General features: G+C 71.8%; 13 protein-coding genes and 2 tRNA genes. 4 read left to right on the forward strand and 11 right to left on the reverse strand.

The features are described from left to right. Window positions 1-407: 407 nt before the first annotated feature. The 3 genes from PUR26_RS13475 to leuS all read right to left on the reverse strand — a co-directional run bounded on the left by PUR26_RS13475 (window position 408) and on the right by leuS (window position 5,070). Window positions 408-1,253 (reverse strand): DegV family protein, encoded by an 846-nt coding sequence (locus PUR26_RS13475; RefSeq protein WP_329872412.1) that lies wholly within the window; start codon window positions 1,251-1,253, stop codon window positions 408-410. A gap of 65 nt (window positions 1,254-1,318) precedes the next feature. Then, a complete protein-coding gene (locus tag PUR26_RS13480) occupies window positions 1,319-2,074 on the reverse strand; it encodes a hypothetical protein (protein WP_329872414.1) in 756 nt (251 codons plus the stop codon). 128 nt (window positions 2,075-2,202) lie between these two features. Continuing rightward, window positions 2,203-5,070 carry a leucine--tRNA ligase gene (gene leuS, locus PUR26_RS13485; RefSeq protein WP_329872416.1) on the reverse strand — a complete coding sequence of 956 codons (2,868 nt, stop codon included), beginning with the start codon at window positions 5,068-5,070 and terminating at the stop codon, window positions 2,203-2,205. Window positions 5,071-5,571: 501 nt separating this feature from the next. On the opposite strand from leuS, the gene PUR26_RS13490 reads away from it, so the two are divergent. Continuing rightward, complete coding sequence (locus PUR26_RS13490) at window positions 5,572-6,957, forward strand: hypothetical protein (RefSeq protein ID WP_329872418.1); 1,386 nt, start codon at window positions 5,572-5,574, stop codon at window positions 6,955-6,957. Further along, complete coding sequence (locus tag PUR26_RS13495) at window positions 6,954-8,528, forward strand: NADH-ubiquinone oxidoreductase-F iron-sulfur binding region domain-containing protein (RefSeq protein ID WP_329872420.1); 1,575 nt, start codon at window positions 6,954-6,956, stop codon at window positions 8,526-8,528. Before PUR26_RS13490 ends, PUR26_RS13495 begins: the two co-directional genes overlap by 4 nt. Window positions 8,529-8,581: 53 nt before the next feature. Here the strand turns inward: PUR26_RS13495 and PUR26_RS13500 are convergent. Then, a tRNA-Ala gene (locus tag PUR26_RS13500) sits at window positions 8,582-8,654 on the reverse strand. Between the two features lie 134 nt (window positions 8,655-8,788). Here PUR26_RS13500 and PUR26_RS13505 point away from each other — a divergent pair. Further along, window positions 8,789-10,003: a glycosyltransferase 87 family protein gene (locus tag PUR26_RS13505; RefSeq protein ID WP_329872421.1), complete on the forward strand. Its 1,215-nt coding sequence runs from the start codon at window positions 8,789-8,791 to the stop codon at window positions 10,001-10,003. On the opposite strand, the gene PUR26_RS13510 is transcribed toward PUR26_RS13505, so the two are convergent. The 3 genes from PUR26_RS13510 to PUR26_RS13520 form a co-directional block, all read right to left on the reverse strand. Continuing rightward, window positions 9,982-10,215, reverse strand: a complete 234-nt coding sequence (locus PUR26_RS13510; protein WP_026277450.1) for a hypothetical protein — start codon at window positions 10,213-10,215, stop codon at window positions 9,982-9,984. The two genes, PUR26_RS13505 and PUR26_RS13510, sit on opposite strands and share 22 nt — an antisense overlap. Window positions 10,216-10,218: 3 nt before the next feature. Continuing rightward, window positions 10,219-10,383 carry a hypothetical protein gene (locus PUR26_RS13515; RefSeq protein WP_329872427.1) on the reverse strand — a complete coding sequence of 55 codons (165 nt, stop codon included), beginning with the start codon at window positions 10,381-10,383 and terminating at the stop codon, window positions 10,219-10,221. Window positions 10,384-10,455: 72 nt separating this feature from the next. Then, complete coding sequence (locus PUR26_RS13520) at window positions 10,456-11,883, reverse strand: MFS transporter (RefSeq protein ID WP_329872429.1); 1,428 nt, start codon at window positions 11,881-11,883, stop codon at window positions 10,456-10,458. A gap of 255 nt (window positions 11,884-12,138) precedes the next feature. Here PUR26_RS13520 and PUR26_RS13525 point away from each other — a divergent pair, with 255 nt between their 5' ends. Continuing rightward, window positions 12,139-13,005: a helix-turn-helix transcriptional regulator gene (locus PUR26_RS13525; RefSeq protein ID WP_329872430.1), complete on the forward strand. Its 867-nt coding sequence runs from the start codon at window positions 12,139-12,141 to the stop codon at window positions 13,003-13,005. 160 nt (window positions 13,006-13,165) lie between these two features. Here the strand turns inward: PUR26_RS13525 and PUR26_RS13530 are convergent. The 4 genes from PUR26_RS13530 to PUR26_RS13545 all read right to left on the reverse strand — a co-directional run bounded on the left by PUR26_RS13530 (window position 13,166) and on the right by PUR26_RS13545 (window position 16,232). Next, a tRNA-Ala gene (locus PUR26_RS13530) sits at window positions 13,166-13,238 on the reverse strand. Window positions 13,239-13,311: 73 nt separating this feature from the next. Next, a complete protein-coding gene (locus PUR26_RS13535) occupies window positions 13,312-13,965 on the reverse strand; it encodes a histidine phosphatase family protein (protein WP_329872483.1) in 654 nt (217 codons plus the stop codon). After that, the gene (rsfS, locus tag PUR26_RS13540; protein ID WP_329872432.1) at window positions 13,962-14,408 is read right to left on the reverse strand and encodes a ribosome silencing factor; all 447 of its coding nucleotides are present in this window, start codon (window positions 14,406-14,408) and stop codon (window positions 13,962-13,964) included. Before rsfS ends, PUR26_RS13535 begins: the two co-directional genes overlap by 4 nt. Before the next feature lie 69 nt (window positions 14,409-14,477). Further along, window positions 14,478-16,232, reverse strand: a complete 1,755-nt coding sequence (locus tag PUR26_RS13545) for an LCP family protein (RefSeq protein ID WP_329872434.1) — start codon at window positions 16,230-16,232, stop codon at window positions 14,478-14,480. Window positions 16,233-16,246: the final 14 nt, after the last annotated feature.

Raw genomic sequence — 16,246 nt, forward strand, 5'->3', positions numbered from 1 at the left:
CGGAACCCCGGGCCCGCCCCGGTCCACTGGTCGCGGACGACCTCGCCGGCCGGGCCGAGAGCGCCGCCCTCTCCGGCCTCACCGGCGGTGGAGACCCGACCGCCGACGGCGATTCGACCGGCAACGACGGCCCGGCAGCCGGCGGTGTCCCCGTCGGCAGCGACGGCCCCGGCCCCCAGGACCGCACCGCCCCCACCGGCGGTGAGGACCCCGCCCATAGCGGCGACGCCACCAGCAGCGACGACAGCGACGGCCCCGGCGAGCTCACGATCGTCACGGAACGTGTTCGAGTAGTCATGCCACAGCACGGTAGACATCCGCGCCCTAACCCGCCGAGCAGCCTCAGAACCCGTGGAAAACCACCCAGTTGTGGAAAACCCCATCACCCCGGCGGGTGACACCGCGGCTCATCGCGGTGAGACCACGACCCCCAGCAGGCCCGGCCCGGTGTGCGCCCCGATCACCGCTCCGACCTCGCTGACATGCAGGTCGGCGAGGCCGGGGACCCGGTCGCGCAGCCGGTCCGCGAGCGCGGCGGCCCGCTCGGGCGCCGACAGGTGGTGCACGGCGATGTCGACCCGGCCGGCACCCGCCCGCTCGGCGGCGAGCTCCTCCAGCCTGGCGATCGCCTTCGACGCCGTGCGCACCTTCTCGCACAGCTCGATCCGGCCGCCCTCCAGTTCCAGCAGCGGCTTCACCGCGAGCGCCGAGCCCAGCAGGGCCTGCGCCGCGCCGATGCGGCCGCCCCGGCGCAGGTAGTCCAGCGTGTCGACGTAGAAGTACGCGAAGGTCCCGGCGGCCCGCTTCTCCGCCGCCGCAACGGCCTCGTCCAGCGAACCGTCGGCCTGCGCCACCTCGGCCGCCGCCACCGCGCAGAAGCCCAGGGCCATCGCGACCATCCCGGTGTCGACCACCCGCACCGGCACCGGCGCTTCCTTCGCGGCCACCACGGCCGCGTCGTACGTCCCGGAGAACTCGGCCGACAAATGCAGCGAGACGATCCCGCTCGCACCGGCGTCGGCCGCCGCGCGGTAGGCCGCCGCGAAGGTTTCGGGGCCGGGCCTGGAGGTGGTCACCGAACGGCGCTTCTGCAGGGCTTGGGCGAGTGAGCGGGCCGAGATCTCGGTGCCCTCCTCAAGGGCCCGGTCGCCCAGCACGACGGTCAGCGGCACCGCGGTGATGCCGTGCCGAGCCATCGTCTGCGGCGGCAGGTAGGCCGTTGAATCGGTGACGATCGCGACATGGCGGGACATGACCGGGAGGTTACCCGCAGGCGGCGCCGGAGGGCAGCCCGCCCCCGCCCAGCGATCGATCCGGGTCAGTTCGTGGTTTCGGGACGGGGCGACTTCTGCCAGGAGTAGACGTTCTGCTGCCGGGGATCGCGCGCCGTGATCGCCGGCGTTTCGGTCGCGCCCTCCCCCGCACCGCCGGCGGCACCGGGACCCTCGGCCGTACCCGTACCCGTACCCGCGCCCGCGCCCGCGGCCTGCTGCGGCGTCGCGTCCTGCCACGAGAGGCCGTCCTGCTCGCGGACGGACCAGTGCCGCAGCGCTCCCGCCTCCATGTCGATCTGCGCGCTCAGCGCGTCCAGATCGTCCTGGGCGAACTTCTGGGCCCGGTCCCGGGCGGCCCAGCGCAGCGAATCCGCCGAGTGCGTGATCCTCTCCGTACGCTCCCGCAGCTCCCCGAGCCGGCCGGCGACCTTCGCCCGGTCGGGTTCCCGCTCCAGACGCCGCAGTTCCTCGTCGAGCTCCTGCCCGTGGGCGCTCAAACGGCCGAACAGGTCGAGCGATTCCCTGAGCGAGGCGTCCTCCGCCGCACCGGCCTGCAAGGCGTCCTGGGTTGCCCGCATCGAGGTGCGCAGCGACAGCCGCAGCTGCGCCAGCTCCGACGCCACACCCCCCGGCCCGAAGCTCTTGGCGCGCAGGGTGGTGTCCTCCACCGTCCGCCGCGCCTGCGTGATCGTACGGTCGACCCCGCGCTTGGCGGCCCCGATCACCTTCACGCTCACGTAGACGCCCAGCGCCACGAAGGCGACGAAGAGCAGCGCCAGGATCAGGACGGCGGCTTCCATGAAGTCCCCTCGATGTCGGTGCCAATGCCGTTCGGAATCGGCGTCGGTCCCTCCACCGTAAACGGAACGGGCAGGCCGAGGGTTCCATCGGAACCCCCAACCTGCCCTTAGGGGAGAACACCCAGGTGTTACGCCGGGACGATGTTCACCAGCTTCGGCGCCCGCGCGATCACCTTGCGGATGCCCGCGCCGCCGAGCGCGGCGACGACCGCCGGGTCGGCCAGGGCCAGCGCCTCCAGCTCGGCGTCCGTGATGGACGGCGAGACCTCCAGGCGCGCCTTGACCTTGCCCTTGATCTGCACCACGCAGGTCACGGTCTCGTCGACCACGTACGCCGGGTCGGCCACCGGGAAGTCCTGGTGCACCACGGAGGTGGTGTGCCCCAGCTTGCGCCACAGCTCCTCGGCGATGTGCGGAGCCAGCGGCGCGACCAGCAGGACCAGCTTCTCGGCGACCTGCCGCGACACCGGGGCGCCGGTCTTGGTCAGGTGGTTGTTCACCTCGGTGACCTTGGCAATCGCGGTGTTGAAGCGCATGGCGGCCATGTCCTGCGAGACGCCGTCGATCGCCTTGTGCAGTGCGCGCAGGGTGTCCTCGTCGGGCTCGGAGTCGACGACGGTGACCTCACCCGTCGACTCGTCGACGATGTTGCGCCACAGCCGCTGCAGCAGCCGGTACTGGCCGACCACCGCGCGTGTGTCCCACGGCCGGGAGACGTCCAGGGGGCCCATGGCCATCTCGTACAGGCGCAGGGTGTCGGCACCGTACTCGGCGCAGATCTCGTCCGGGGTGACGGCGTTCTTCAGGGACTTGCCCATCTTGCCCAGGACGCGGCTGACCTTCTCGCCCTGGTACCAGAAGCCGCCGTCGCGCTCCTCGACCTCGGCGGCGGGCACCGCGATGCCGCGGGAGTCGCGGTAGACGAACGCCTGGATCATGCCCTGGTTGTACAGCTTGTGGAACGGCTCGGCGGACGAGACGTGTCCCAGGTCGAAGAGCACCTTGGACCAGAAGCGCGCGTACAGCAGGTGCAGGACGGCATGCTCGGCACCGCCCACGTACAGGTCGACGCCGCCGGTCGGCTGCCCCTCGCGCGGCCCCATCCAGTACTGCTCGATCGCCGGGTCGACCAGCTTCTCGCCGTTGTGCGGGTCCAGGTAGCGCAGCTCGTACCAGCACGAACCGGCCCAGTTCGGCATGGTGTTGGTCTCGCGCCGGTACCGCTTGGGTCCGTCGCCCAGGTCCAGGGTCACGTTGACCCAGTCCTCGTTGCGCGAGAGCGGGGTCTCGGGCTGGGTGTCGGCGTCGTCCGGGTCGAAGGTGCGCGGCGAGTAGTCGTCGACCTCCGGCAGCTCCAGCGGCAGCATGGACTCGGGCAGCGGGTGCGCGACGCCGTCCTCGTCGTAGACGATCGGGAAGGGCTCGCCCCAGTACCGCTGGCGGCTGAACAGCCAGTCGCGCAGCCGGAAGTTGACGGTGCCCTCGCCGATGCCCCGTGCCTGCAGCCATTCGGTGATCTTGGCCTTGCCGTCGACGACGCCCAGGCCGTCCAGCGAGATCTCGTCGTTGGCCGAGTTGACCAGCTTCGCGTCGTACGAGGCGAAGGCGTCTTCCCAGGTGGAGGGGTCCGTACCGCGCTCGTCCGAGGGCTCGACGACGCAGCGCATCGGCAGTTCGAAGGCGCGCGCGAAGGCGAAGTCACGGCTGTCGTGTGCCGGGACGGCCATGATCGCGCCGGTGCCGTAACCCATCAGCACGTAGTCCGCGATGAAGACCGGCACCTGGTCGCCGCTGACCGGGTTCACGGCGTACGCGCCGGTGAAGACACCGGTCTTGTCCTTGGCCTCGGCCTGCCGCTCGACGTCGGACTTGGAGGCGGCCTGCTTGCGGTACGCGTCGACCGCCTCGGACGGCGTGGCGTGCCCGCCCGTCCACACCTCGTGGGTGCCCGCGGGCCACGCCGCCGGAACGATCTTCTCGACCAGCTCGTGCTCGGGCGCCAGCACCATGTAGGTCGCGCCGAACAGGGTGTCCTGGCGGGTGGTGAAGACCGTGATCGCCTCGTCGCCGACCGCGAAGTCGACGCGGGCGCCCTCGGAGCGGCCGATCCAGTTGCGCTGCTGCAGCTTGATGGCGTCGGGCCAGTCCAGCGCGTCCAGGTCGTCCAGCAGACGGTCCGCGTAGGCGGTGATGCGCATGTTCCACTGGCGCAGCTTCGCCTTGAAGACCGGGAAGTTGCCGCGCTCGGAGCGGCCGTCGGCCGTCACCTCTTCATTGGCCAGTACGGTGCCCAGCCCCGGGCACCAGTTGACCGGCGCGTCGGAGGCGTACGCCAGCCGGTACTCGCCCAGCAGGTCGGCGCGCTCGTTGGCGGTCAGCTCGCTCCACGCGCGCGTGGAGCCGGGAACGGTCCGCTCGCCGCTCTCGAACTGCGCGACCAGGTCGGCGATCGGGCGGGCCCTGCCGGCCTCCTCGTCGTACCAGGAGTTGAAGATCTGCAGGAAGATCCACTGGGTCCACTTGTAGTAGTCCGGGTCGATCGTGGCGAACGACCGGCGCTTGTCGTGGCCCAGGCCCAGGCGGCGCAGCTGCGTCTTCATGTTGGCGATGTTCGCCTCGGTCGACACGCGCGGGTGCGTGCCGGTCTGCACGGCGTACTGCTCCGCCGGCAGGCCGAAGGCGTCGAAGCCCAGCGTGTGCAGCACGTTGTGCCCGGTCATGCGCTGGTGGCGGGCGAAGACGTCGGTGGCGATGTACCCGAGGGGGTGGCCGACGTGCAGGCCGGCGCCGGACGGGTACGGGAACATGTCCATGATGAACTTCTTGGGCCGGGCGACGACGGCCGGGTCACCGGCCAGGTCCCCGCTCGGGTTGGGCGCCTCGTAGGTGCCCTCGGCGTCCCAGAAGTCCTGCCAGCGTGCCTCGATGTCGGCCGCCATGGCCGCCGTGTAACGATGCGGGGCCGCTGCCTCGGCAGCGGAATTCGTCTCGCTCATGATCCTTGAAGCTCCATCGATCGTCTCTGCCAGCCGCCGGCTGCCGGGTGTGGCGAAATGAAAAATCCCCTCGCACAGGAGGGGACGCCGCGCCGAATCCGACCGGATCTTCCATCCGTCGGGACTGATCAGCGCGGCTCGCTAAGCAGAAGGCGTACGGCACGCATGGCGTCAGGGTACCGCAGGGCCCGCGCGGGCCGCATCGCCGTACCACCGGCCGGACCGTCCGCGGCCCCGGGATCCGGCCCTCCGGCAACGAGGCACCCCGGGGCCGGCCCCTCGTCCCGCCGAACCGGGAGGCGACTCCGTCACAGCGGGCGAGCCTCCGATGACAGGCTCAGGCCCAAGGGTTACTCCGCGTATCACCCTTATCCGGGGCAACCCCAAAGTCAGTTGTGGACGGTTCCGAGTAGGAAACGCTCAAACCTCGTACCGGTTGGTATGCCTCGACTTAGCATGCGGCAACGGGACCTCTTTTCCGCACCACTGGAGTCGCCCCCCATGAACCCTCATCGCAAGATCCGCTCATCGCCCGCGCTGGGGGCCGCCATGAGCCGGCCGGCCCAGGGCGGGCTGTTCGTGGCCGCTCTGTTGCTCATACCCCTGCTCGCGGTATTCGGAAGCGACAGTTTCCGGGCCGCCCTCGACTTCGCCTCCGGCGTCCTGTCCCTCGTGTCGCTCACCGCTTCCGTCGCCTGGGGGCTGATAGCCACCGACCGCTTGCTGCTCTCCGCCCGCCACCGCCTGCTCGCCCAGGCCATCCACCGGACGACCGCCGTCTCCTCCCTCGGCTTCCTCCTCCTGCACGCGACCGTCAAGGTGTCGCTCGGGCATGTGGAGCTGATCGGCGCGCTGATCCCGTTCGGTCTCGGCGTCACCGGTACGTCCGGTCTGATCGGCTTCGGAGCACTGGCGGGCTTGCTGATGGTGGTCGCTGCCTCCACCGGCGTACTGCGCAGCTCCCTGGCCGGCCGCGGCAGCATCGCCGGCCGCTGGCGGGCGCTGCACATGCTGGCCTACCCGGCCTGGTGCTCGGCGCTGGTGCACGGGCTCTACGCCGGACGTCCCGCGGCGACGTGGGTGACCACCATGTACTGCCTCTCGCTCACCGGGGTCGCCGCGGTCCTGGCCGCACGGATGCTGCCGCGCCCGGTCCAGCGCCGCCTCGCCGACCGCGTGCTGACGCTGATCGGCCCGGGCGCCGAGGTCCCGGAGCCCGCGCGCTCCCGGCGGGACATGTCGGTCTCGCCGCTCCCCGGCGCGGCGGACGCACCCGGCCGGCTTCCCTTCGAGGAGCTCCGGCGCGAGCCCGCCCCGCGCCCCTTCGACCAGGAGCTCCGTCGTGAGCCCGGTGCCGCTGCCGCCCCGCGTGAATTCCCGGACCTTCCGCCCGGCCTGCCGCGCGACCAGCCCCGTACGCTGTCCGCGCCCTCCCCGTTCTACGAACCGGCGGACGAGCCCTCGTTCGAACCGGCCGCTCCGGTCTCGTACGAGCCACCCGATCCGGCCCGGTACGAGCCCGCCGGCCCGGCCGCGACGGCGGGCGCGGGCATCTCGGCCGGGTATCGTGCCGTCTCCCGGGGCACCACCGGCAACCCGCCCGGTGACATACCGTTCGCCGAGCGCGTGCCCATGACGGAGGAGCTGCCCGTCATCCAGGACGAGCCGACGACGAGGCCCGGATACTGGCCCACTCCCTCACCGCCGCCGCCCGCCCAGTCCCCCGCGCCCTCCTCGTACGGGTCCGACGCCTTCGGTCGCGACGGCTACAGCCCCACCGATCCCGCCTACAACCCCGCCGATCCCGCCGCCGAGCCGCCCGCAGGCACCTTCGCCTACCCACCGGCCGGCGAGCCCTGGACCGCACCCGCAGGAGACCGCCCGTGAACGCCCCGCTCCCCGACGTCCCCGAAGTACGTGTCGTCGGCCTCCCCCAGCTCACCCAGGGGTTCGACCTCGTCGAGCGGCTGGACCTGCCCATGCACCTCAAGGTGCACGGGCCGCTCGAACCCATGGGCGGCGAGCGGCTGGCCAAGCTCGCCGACGACATATCGCTGCGGGGCCGGGGCGGCGCCGGCTTCCCCTTCGGCAGGAAGCTGCGCGCGGTCGCCAACGCGGCCATCCGGCGCGGGGTGCGGCCGGTGGTCGTCGTCAACGGCAGCGAGGGCGAGCCCCCCTGCCGCAAGGACACCGTCCTGCTCAACCGTGCGCCGCACCTCATCCTGGACGGCGCCCTGCTGGCCGCCGAGGCACTCGGCGCCCGCACCCTGATCGTGGCCGTGACCCGCAACTCCACGGAGATCTCCATCCGGGCCGCCCTCGCCGAGCGGGGCCTGTCGGACCGGCGCGGACAGCAACTGCGCGCGCGTGTGGTCCGCACACCCGAGCGCATGGTCTCCGGTGAGGCGTCATCGGTGATCCGCGCGGCGAACGGTGGCCCCTCGATCCCCCCGGGCAAGCGCGAGCGGGCCGCGGAGTCCGGAGTGGGCGGCGCGCCGACGCTGCTCTCGAACGCCGAGACGTACGCACAGCTCGCCGTCGCCGCCCGTGTCGGTGCCCGCCGCTACGCCAACAGCGGCCTGGACAGCGAGCCCGGCACGGTGATGCTGACGATCTCCGGGGCGGTCGCCCGGCCCATGGTGGTGGAGGTGCCGACGGGCGTCCCCCTGCGCTACGTCCTCCAGCTGGCCGGGGCCCCGTCACAGCCGCAGGGCGTGCTGACCGGCGGGTACCACGGCGAGTGGATCGACTCGGTGGCCGTGGACAACGCCGTCATCTCGCAGGCGTCCCTGAAGGCCGTCGGTGGCGCCCTGGGGGCGGGGGCCATCCTGCCGATCGGCCCGGAGACCTGCCCGCTGGGCGAGGCCCAGCGGGTGGCGAACTGGCTGGCCGCCGAGACGGCCGGGCAGTGCGGTCCCTGCAGGCTGGGCCTGCCCGCCGCCGCGGGCGGTCTGTCCGACGTGCTGAACGGCGGGGGGCCGGCCGCGCTGGAGGCGCTGCGGGAGGTCACCCAGGCCGTCAAGGGCCGAGGTGTGTGCAAGCACCCGGACGGATCCGTCCGCTTCTTCAATTCGACGCTGTCCGCGTTCACCGACGATCTGGCGGCACACGTCCTGCACGGCGGCTGCGGCCGTCCTACGACCGGGGTGCTGCCGTTGCCCGCCCCCGGGTACCAGGACGCCGAGGAATCGATCCCGACCGGCGAGAAGCTGGCCGTGGACTGGACGCTCTGCAAGGGCCACGGGCTGTGCGCCGACATCGTGCCCGAGCTGATCCGGATGGGCCGGGACGGTTACCCCGTTCTGGCGGACGCTTCCGTGCCCACGCACTTGAGGGACCGCGCGCAGCTGGCCATCCGCCGCTGCCCCGAACTGGCCCTGCGCCTGGAGCGGGCTCCCCAGGAGCGCCCCGCCCTGCCGAGCGCCAACCGCAAGGCCCTGGGCAGCGGCCGGAGTTGACCGGAAACGGGAAAGCGGGCCATCCGATCGGATGGCCCGCTTTCCGCATTCTGTGGAGCTAAGGAGAATTGAACTCCTGACCTCCTGCATGCCATGCAGGCGCTCTACCAACTGAGCTATAGCCCCTTGCGGTGTGCCGCCCCGTCCGGTTTCCCTCTCGGGTTTCCCTCGCGGCGACACAGAGAACATTACACGGTCCCCCCGGTGATTCACCAAATCGTTTACGGTCCGCAAGGCTCTGGCCGGTAGCGTCGCCCCTCGTGACCGTGACCATGAACGTGCAGACCCGCCTCCGCAGTCTGCCCCTCGCCGCCATGGCGGCCTGTTTGCTGTCCTTTGTGGCGTTCTGGGTGGCGCAGCGCGCCGCCCATGTCACGATGCTGGACCTCTCCGTCTACCGGGCCGAGGGCGAGACCGTGCTGGCCGGTGGCGACCTGTACGCGATGCGCGCCACATCCGCCAACCTGCCCACGACGTACCCGCCCTTCGCCGCGCTGCTGTTCACGCCACTGACGCTGCTCGGTGTTCCGGAGATGCGCACCCTCGCGACGGCGGGAAATCTGCTCCTCCTGCTCGCGCTGGTGCATCTCTCGTTGCGCCTGGTGGGCCGCGACCGGCCGGCGGCGGCGCTCTACGCGGCCGCGCTCCTCGTCTGGTGCGAGCCGGTGTGGACGACCCTGCGGTACGGGCAGATCAACCTGCTCATCGCGGTGGCGGTTCTGTGGGATCTGACACGTCGGGACGGCAACCGGTGGGCGGGGGTGGGCATCGGTCTGGCCACCGCGGTGAAGCTGACGCCCGGACTCTTCGTCGTCCTGCTGCTGGTCGTGGGGGTGGCACGCGCGCGTGAGCTGGGCTGGAACCCGTGGCTGCGCCAGGCGGCGACGGCCACCGGGGTGTTCATCGGCGTGACCGTGGCCTCCGCCGTGGTACTGCCGTACGACTCGCGCCGCTTCTGGACTGAGATGATCTTCCAGACCAGTCGGGTGGGCCGCAAGGAGGAGACGGCCAACCAGTCGCTGAGCGGGGTGCTGGCCCGGATGCTGCACACCACCGACCCGGGGATCTGGTGGCTGCTCGTGGCCGGCCTGGTCGGGGCGGCGGGACTCGCCGTGGCGGTGCTCGCCGCGCTGCGCGGTGACCGGCCGGTGGCGGTGGTGGTGTGCGCCACGACGGCTCTGCTGGTGAGCCCGATCTCGTGGTCGCACCACTGGGTGTGGTGCGTACCCGTACTGATCCTGCTGGCGACCCGGGCGCGGCCCGTCTGGACGGTGGCGGCGGGACTCGTCTTCGCCTCGTTCTCGCTGTGGTGGGTGCCGCACGCCCCCGCACCGGTCCGCCTCGAACTCCACCAGAACGCCGGGCAGATGCTGCTGTCAGGGCTCTACACGCTCGCGGGACTGGTCCTGTTGGCGGTATTCGCCGTCCCGGCGGTACGGCAGTGGCGGACGCGTCACGCGGTGGCGAACGAGTAGAACCGCTTGAGGGTGCAGTGTTCGTCGAGCAGGCGCCCGTAGATGGGCTCCCCTTCGAGTTCGCGGTACGTCTCGATGGGGTCGCCCTTTATGATCAGCGCCCGCGCGCATTCCTCGCACCAGTACTGGTACTCGGGGTTGACCGGATCCATATCGCGGACGATCGGCGTACCGCTGCCGCACCAGTCGCATTTCCGCCTGTGTGCACCCATCGATCAGCTCCAGCTGTGGCCGCAGGAAGTGCACACGTAGGACACTCCGCCGTTGTCTCCCAGCACTTGGGCGACATGGGACGAACCGCACGAGGGGCAGTCGAGGCCGGTGCGCATCCGCTCCGCCGCGAGCCGGGCGGTGGCCTCCTCGGTGCTGCTAGCGGCCATCGCGCGTTCCCTCCCGTCCGGGCCGTCGTCCCCCTCCGGCTGTCCGATTCTGCCATGGGCCGGGCAGCGCGGTCAGCGCCGTCGGCGCAGCAGCCCCACCGACGCGCCCAGGACCGATGCGGCAGCCAGCGTGAGGGCGCATACCCACAGCGCGTCACCGGATGCCCGCGCCCCCAGCGCGATCGGACGGCTCAGGAAGAGTGTGCCGAAGGTCGCGACGCCGATCAGCTGACCGAGTTGGCTGACGGTCGCCAGCAGGCCACTGGCATCGGCGGCGTCCTCCTTGCGCACCGTGGCCAGGGCGCCGGTCAGCGCGGGGCTGAATCCGAGCGCGAGGCCCGCCCCGAACACGGCGAAGGACAGGTACGCCCACGGGCCGAGGTCACCGCCGTCGCGCAGCAGGCCGCCGACCGCGACGGCCGAGAGGGCGCTCAGCAGGAACCCGCCCGTCACGAGGAGGTTCTGCCCCGGCCAGCGCCGCCAGGTGAGGCCCACGACGCCGAAGACCACGGCGACCGGGGCGAACGACAGCCCGGCGCGCAGCGCGGAGTACCCGAGGCCGCCCTGGACGTGCAGGGTCATGACGAACAGGAAGCCCGCGTTGACCGCCATGACGAGAGCGATCCGCGCCACCGCCCGGCCCATGCCGGGGATGCCGAGGACATGGGGCGCGACGAGCGGTGCTCCGCCGCGACGGGCGAGCCGCGACTCGTACGAGCGGAAGCCCGCGAAGAACACCACCGCCGCGGCCAGGGAGAACCAGGTCCACAGGGGCCAGTCCTGCTCCTGGCCCAGGACCAGCGGCAGGGTGAGGAGCGAGACCGCGGCGGCCAGCAGCACCAGTCCCGGCAGGTCGGGTCCCCGGCCGCGCTGCGTGGTGCCGCGACGGTCGCGCGGGAGCACTCTCGCGCCCACCACCAGCAGGACGAGCCCGATGGGCACGTTCACCAGGAAGACCGGGCGCCAGCTCGCGCCGAACAGGTCGGCGCTGACGAGTACGCCGCCGGCCACCTGGCCGGCCGCGGCTCCGGTGGCGAGCACCGCGGAGTACGCGCCAAGGGCCCGCGCCCGGGCGTCGCCGGCGAAATTGCGCTGGATGAGGCTGAGGACCTGCGGAATCAGCAGTGCCGCTCCGGCTCCCTGCGCCAGCCGGAAGGCGATCAGCGGGCCGGTGCCGGTGGCCAGGCCGCAGCCGAGCGAGGAGACGGTGAAGACCAGGAGGCCGGCGAGGTACATCCGCCGGTGCCCGAGGAGGTCGCCGAGACGGGCCCCGGTGATCAGCAGGACCGCGTAGGCGATCGTGTACCCGGCGATCACCAGCTGCAACGCGGAGCCGGAGGCGTCGAGTTCGCTGCGGATCGTCGGGGCGGCGACATTGACGATGAAGGTGTCGAGCAAGGCCATGAACTGGGCGGCCAGCACCACGCCGAGGAGCAGCGGGGACCGCTTGCCGGTGCCGGGGTCTTTACTGGGTGCGGGACTTGTCGTGGTCGTCGTCATGGCATCGAGCCTGCCGACGACCGGGTACGGGTAACGAGAGCCCGCCGATGCTGGTACTGGCAGTACCTGTCAACGGCGGGCGGGGCCGTCGACCATGGGGGTGTGACGACGATGGCAGCACCGACAGAGGCGACACAGCCGAGCGGATCCATGCGACCTGCCCGACCTGCCCGGTCGGCCCGGAGCGCGTCACCGGCGCCGGGCTCCGTACCGGCACCGGCCGGGGGCGGGTCGCCGGTACGGGACGTCGCACCGGTGCCCCGGGCACAGCGGCGTCGACGACCGGAGCTGGCCGCCTTCCTGCGGAGCCGGCGGGCCCGTGTGACCCCGGCCGATGTCGGCATGGCGCCGGGCCTGCGCCGCCGTACGCCCGGGCTGCGGCGCGAAGAGGTCGCCCAGCTCTCCGGGGTCGGCATCACCTGGTACACCTGGCTGGAGCAGGGCCGTCCGATCAACGCCTCCGCGCAGGTCCTGGACGCCGTGGCGCGCACCCTCCGGCTCGACCGGTCCGAGCGGGAGCATCTCTACCATCTGGCCGAGGTGCCGTACGCCCCCGCCCGGGCGGCGGACGTCGACGCCGTCAGCCCGGAGGTCCAGGGCATCATCGACGCCCTGGACCCCCGCCCGGCCGTGGTCTACAACACCCGGTACGACATCCTCGCCGCCAACCGCCCGTACCGCCTGCTGTTCGAGCGCCCCGGCCGCGCGGAGCTCCCGATGCGCAACGCGCTGTGGACCCTCTTCACCCTTCCCGACCCGGCCTGTCCACTGGTCGACAAGGAGACCGAGCTGCCCCGGATGGTCGCGCAGCTGCGCGGGGCGTACGGACGCCATGTCGGCGAGCCGTCGTGGGAATCGTTCATAGCCCGGCTCCGGGAGCGCAGTCCGCACTTCGCCGCCCTGTGGGAGAGCGGGGACGTCCTGCCGCCCGGCCCCCATGTGAAGGCCTTCCGGCATGACGCCGTGGGCGAGGTCCGGATGACGTCGGTGTCCCTGTCGATCAACGGAATGCCGGAGTGCCGGATCGTGGTCTACACCCCGAGCGACGAGGAGAGCCGGCTGGCGCTGGAGAAGCTGCGCGCCTCGGACGGACCGGAGAGCCGGGGCGTGACGGGGGGCTGAGGAGTACGGACACGGGCGCGCGGACGGCCGGGCAGGGCGGCCCCCGGACCCGGACACCGCCGGGCCGGGGGTCGGGAGCGCCCGGGAGGGAGGGCGGGCGGAGGACAAGGGCGGACAACGCGAAATCCCGCCCCCTGATGGGGACGGGATCCGGTGATTGTGGAGCTAAGGAGAATTGAACTCCTGACCTCCTGCATGCCATGCAGGCGCTCTACCAACTGAGCTATAGCCCCTCGTGTTCTTTGCGCTCCGCGCTGCGAACAAGAAGAACTTTAGCCTGCGACCTGCCAGAAAGTGAAATCCGGTTCAGGCGTCGTCGCCGAGGACCGGCTCGGGCAGGGTGCCGGCGTTGTGCTCCAGCAGGCGCCAGCCCCGCGCGCCCTCGCCCAGGACCGACCAGCAGCAGTTGGTGAGGCCGCCCAGCCCCTCCCAGTGGTGGGCCTCCAGGCCCAGCAGCCGTCCGATGGTGGTGCGGATGGTGCCGCCGTGGCTGACGACGACGAGGGTGCCGCCGTCCGGCAGCTTGTCGGCGTGTGCCAGCACCACGGGGGCGGCCCGGTCGGCGACCTCGGTCTCCAGCTCGCCACCGCCGCGGCGCACCGGCTCGCCGCGCTTCCACGCGGCGTACTGGTCGCCGTACCGCCCGACGATCTCCTCGTGGGTCAGTCCCTGCCAGGCGCCCGCGTAGGTCTCGCGGAGCGCGGAGTCGTGGCTGACCGCGTGGCCGGTGATGGCGGCCAGCTCCGCGGCGGTGGCCGCTGCCCGCTTGAGGTCGGACGCGATGATCGCGTCCGGCTTCAGAGCGGCCAGCAGCCGGGCGGCCCGGCGCGCCTGGGCGACGCCGGTCTCGGTCAGGTCGATGTCCGTGGACCCCTGGAAACGGCGCTCCAGGTTCCACGAGGTCTGGCCGTGACGCCAGAGAACGATCCGGCGGCCCGTGCCGCCCGCGGTGCCGCTCAGCTCAGCTCACCGTCCGAGCCGGCCGACTCGTCGGCGCCGGTCAGCCTGGCGTGCTCCTCGGCCTTGCCGCGGGTCTTCAGGGCGTCCTCGGGCAGGGGCAGCTCGGGGCAGTCCTTCCACAGCCGCTCCAGGGCGTAGAAGACCCGCTCCTCGCTGTGCTGGACGTGGACGACGATGTCGACGTAGTCCAGCAGGATCCAGCGGGCGTCCCGGTCGCCCTCGCGGCGTACCGGCTTGGCCCCCAGGTCCTTGTTCAGCCGCTCCTCGATCTCGTCGACGATCGACTTGACCTGGCGGTCGTTGGGCGCGGAGGCGAGCAGGAAGGCGTCGGTGATCGACAGCACGTCGCTGACGTCGTACGCGATGATGTCGTGCGCGAGCCGGTCGGCGGCTGCCTGGGCGGCAGCGGTCACGAGCTCGATGGAGCGGTCGGTGGCGGTCACATGCAAGCTTTCGTCGGCGGTCCAGAACACCCCAAGGGTCTCACGTACCGCCGACAGCCCGGCAAACCATTACTTGGCCTTGTAGTCCTGCCCCAGGACGACCGCGACATCGGCGTTCGCCGGGACGGTGCCCTTCTCGACCGAGCCGGCCGGCAGGCCCAGGGTCTTCGCGACCTCCTCGGCCTTCCCCTTCTGACCCTCGTCACCGTAGATGACCTGCGAGGACGGTTCGGATTCCGCCTTGCCGCCGTCGATGAACGAGTAGCCGCCGTTGATCAGGACGATCCGCGCGGCGCCGCCGGCGTCCTCGTCGCCGGAGGCGTTCTTGACCCCCACACGCACCGCCGCGCCCTGCTCCGGCGGACTGACCGAGCCGCCCAGGACGTCCTTGACCACGCTGCTCGCCGCCTCGTCGCTCAGCGTGCCGTCCTCCCGCACGGGCAGGAGGGCCGTCTTGTAGTCGCCGAGCTTGGCGTGCCCGGCGAGGTTCGCGAGCGAGGCACCCAGGTCCTTCTCGGGCAGCGACGGGTCGAGGATCTGCGCGAGCGTCTCGACCGTCACGGTGGCCGCCCCCGGGTCGTCGGAGATCTTGCGGAGCACGCCGTTCATGACCTGGCCGAACCGCTGGAGCTGCTTGGCATCGGCCTCACCGGACCCGCGGTAGGTGGCGTACGCGACGGCCATGCGCCCGTTCAGTGTCTGGTTCTCGCCCTTCTGGACCAGGGGCGCTTCGCCCTTCTTGGCGCCGGGCACCTCGGTGTCGGTGGTGAGGTCGATGCCGCCCACCAGCTCGACGAGGTTCTCCAGGTAGGGGGTGTCGAGCCGCCAGGTGCCGCTGATCCTGGTGCCGAGCAGGGTGCCGATGGCTTCCCGCGTCCCCGTGGAGCCGTCGTCGTCGACGGACTTGGCGAGCGTGGTGGTGGTGCCGTCGTCGTTGGCGACGGAGAGGGAACCGGGCAGCAGGACGGTGGTGCCCTGCTTGGTGGTGGCGTTGTTCACCAGGAGCGCGGTGGAGGTGTCCTTGTTCTTGGTGTTGTGCAGGTGCAGGACGATCACATCCCGCTTCTGCGGGCCGCTCGCGACCGCGCCCTGCCGGGTCTCCCCGTCGGACAGTCCGGGCAGCAGCCCGGCGCTCCACAGGTAGCCGACGCCACCGACGAGTGCCAGGGCCAGCACGACGGTCAGGGCGACCACGCGGGCCCGGCCGCGGCGCTTGGCCTCCTCGCGCCGCTCGGAGCGGCTCTCGGTGAACTTCAGCCAGTCGATGACGTCTTCGGAGTCCTCGTCGGGCTCCTCGATGAAGGAGAACTGCTCGGTGCGGTACTCCTGGTCGTCCGCCTTCTCGGGCGATGCCTCCGAAGGGGCGCCTGACGGCGCATCGGGCGCGGGACGGCGCTGCCCGGGCACGGCGGGCGCGACCCGCGTGACGGGCGGGGCCTGCCGGGGCTCCGGTTCCTGGTGGTGCTGCGGTGCGGGCGCCCACTGCTGCGAGGTGTCGTACCCGGTGTAGGCGTCGTAGCCGTAGCCCTGTGCCGGGTCCCCGGCCCCGGTCTGCTCCTGGCCGGGGGCGTACCCCTGGGCCTGGGACTGCTGTGCGTACGGGTCGTACTGCTGGGGCTGCTGGTGCTGCTGGGCCTGCTGCTGGCCGTAGGGGTCGTAGCCGTACCCCTGTTGCTGCGCCTGCGGCGCGGCGTACGGGTCGTACTGCTGGTGCTGCTGGGACTGCTGAGCCTGTGAGTACACCGGTTGCCCGTACTCGTCGTAGCCGATGATCTGCGGCTGCGGCGTGTAGTACGGGTCGTACGGGTTCTGCTGGTCGTTCACCGGTGCCCCTCTCC

Origin of the sequence: Streptomyces sp. SP18CS02, from assembly GCF_036322365.1 — a bacterium.
Lineage (GTDB): Bacteria > Actinomycetota > Actinomycetes > Streptomycetales > Streptomycetaceae > Streptomyces.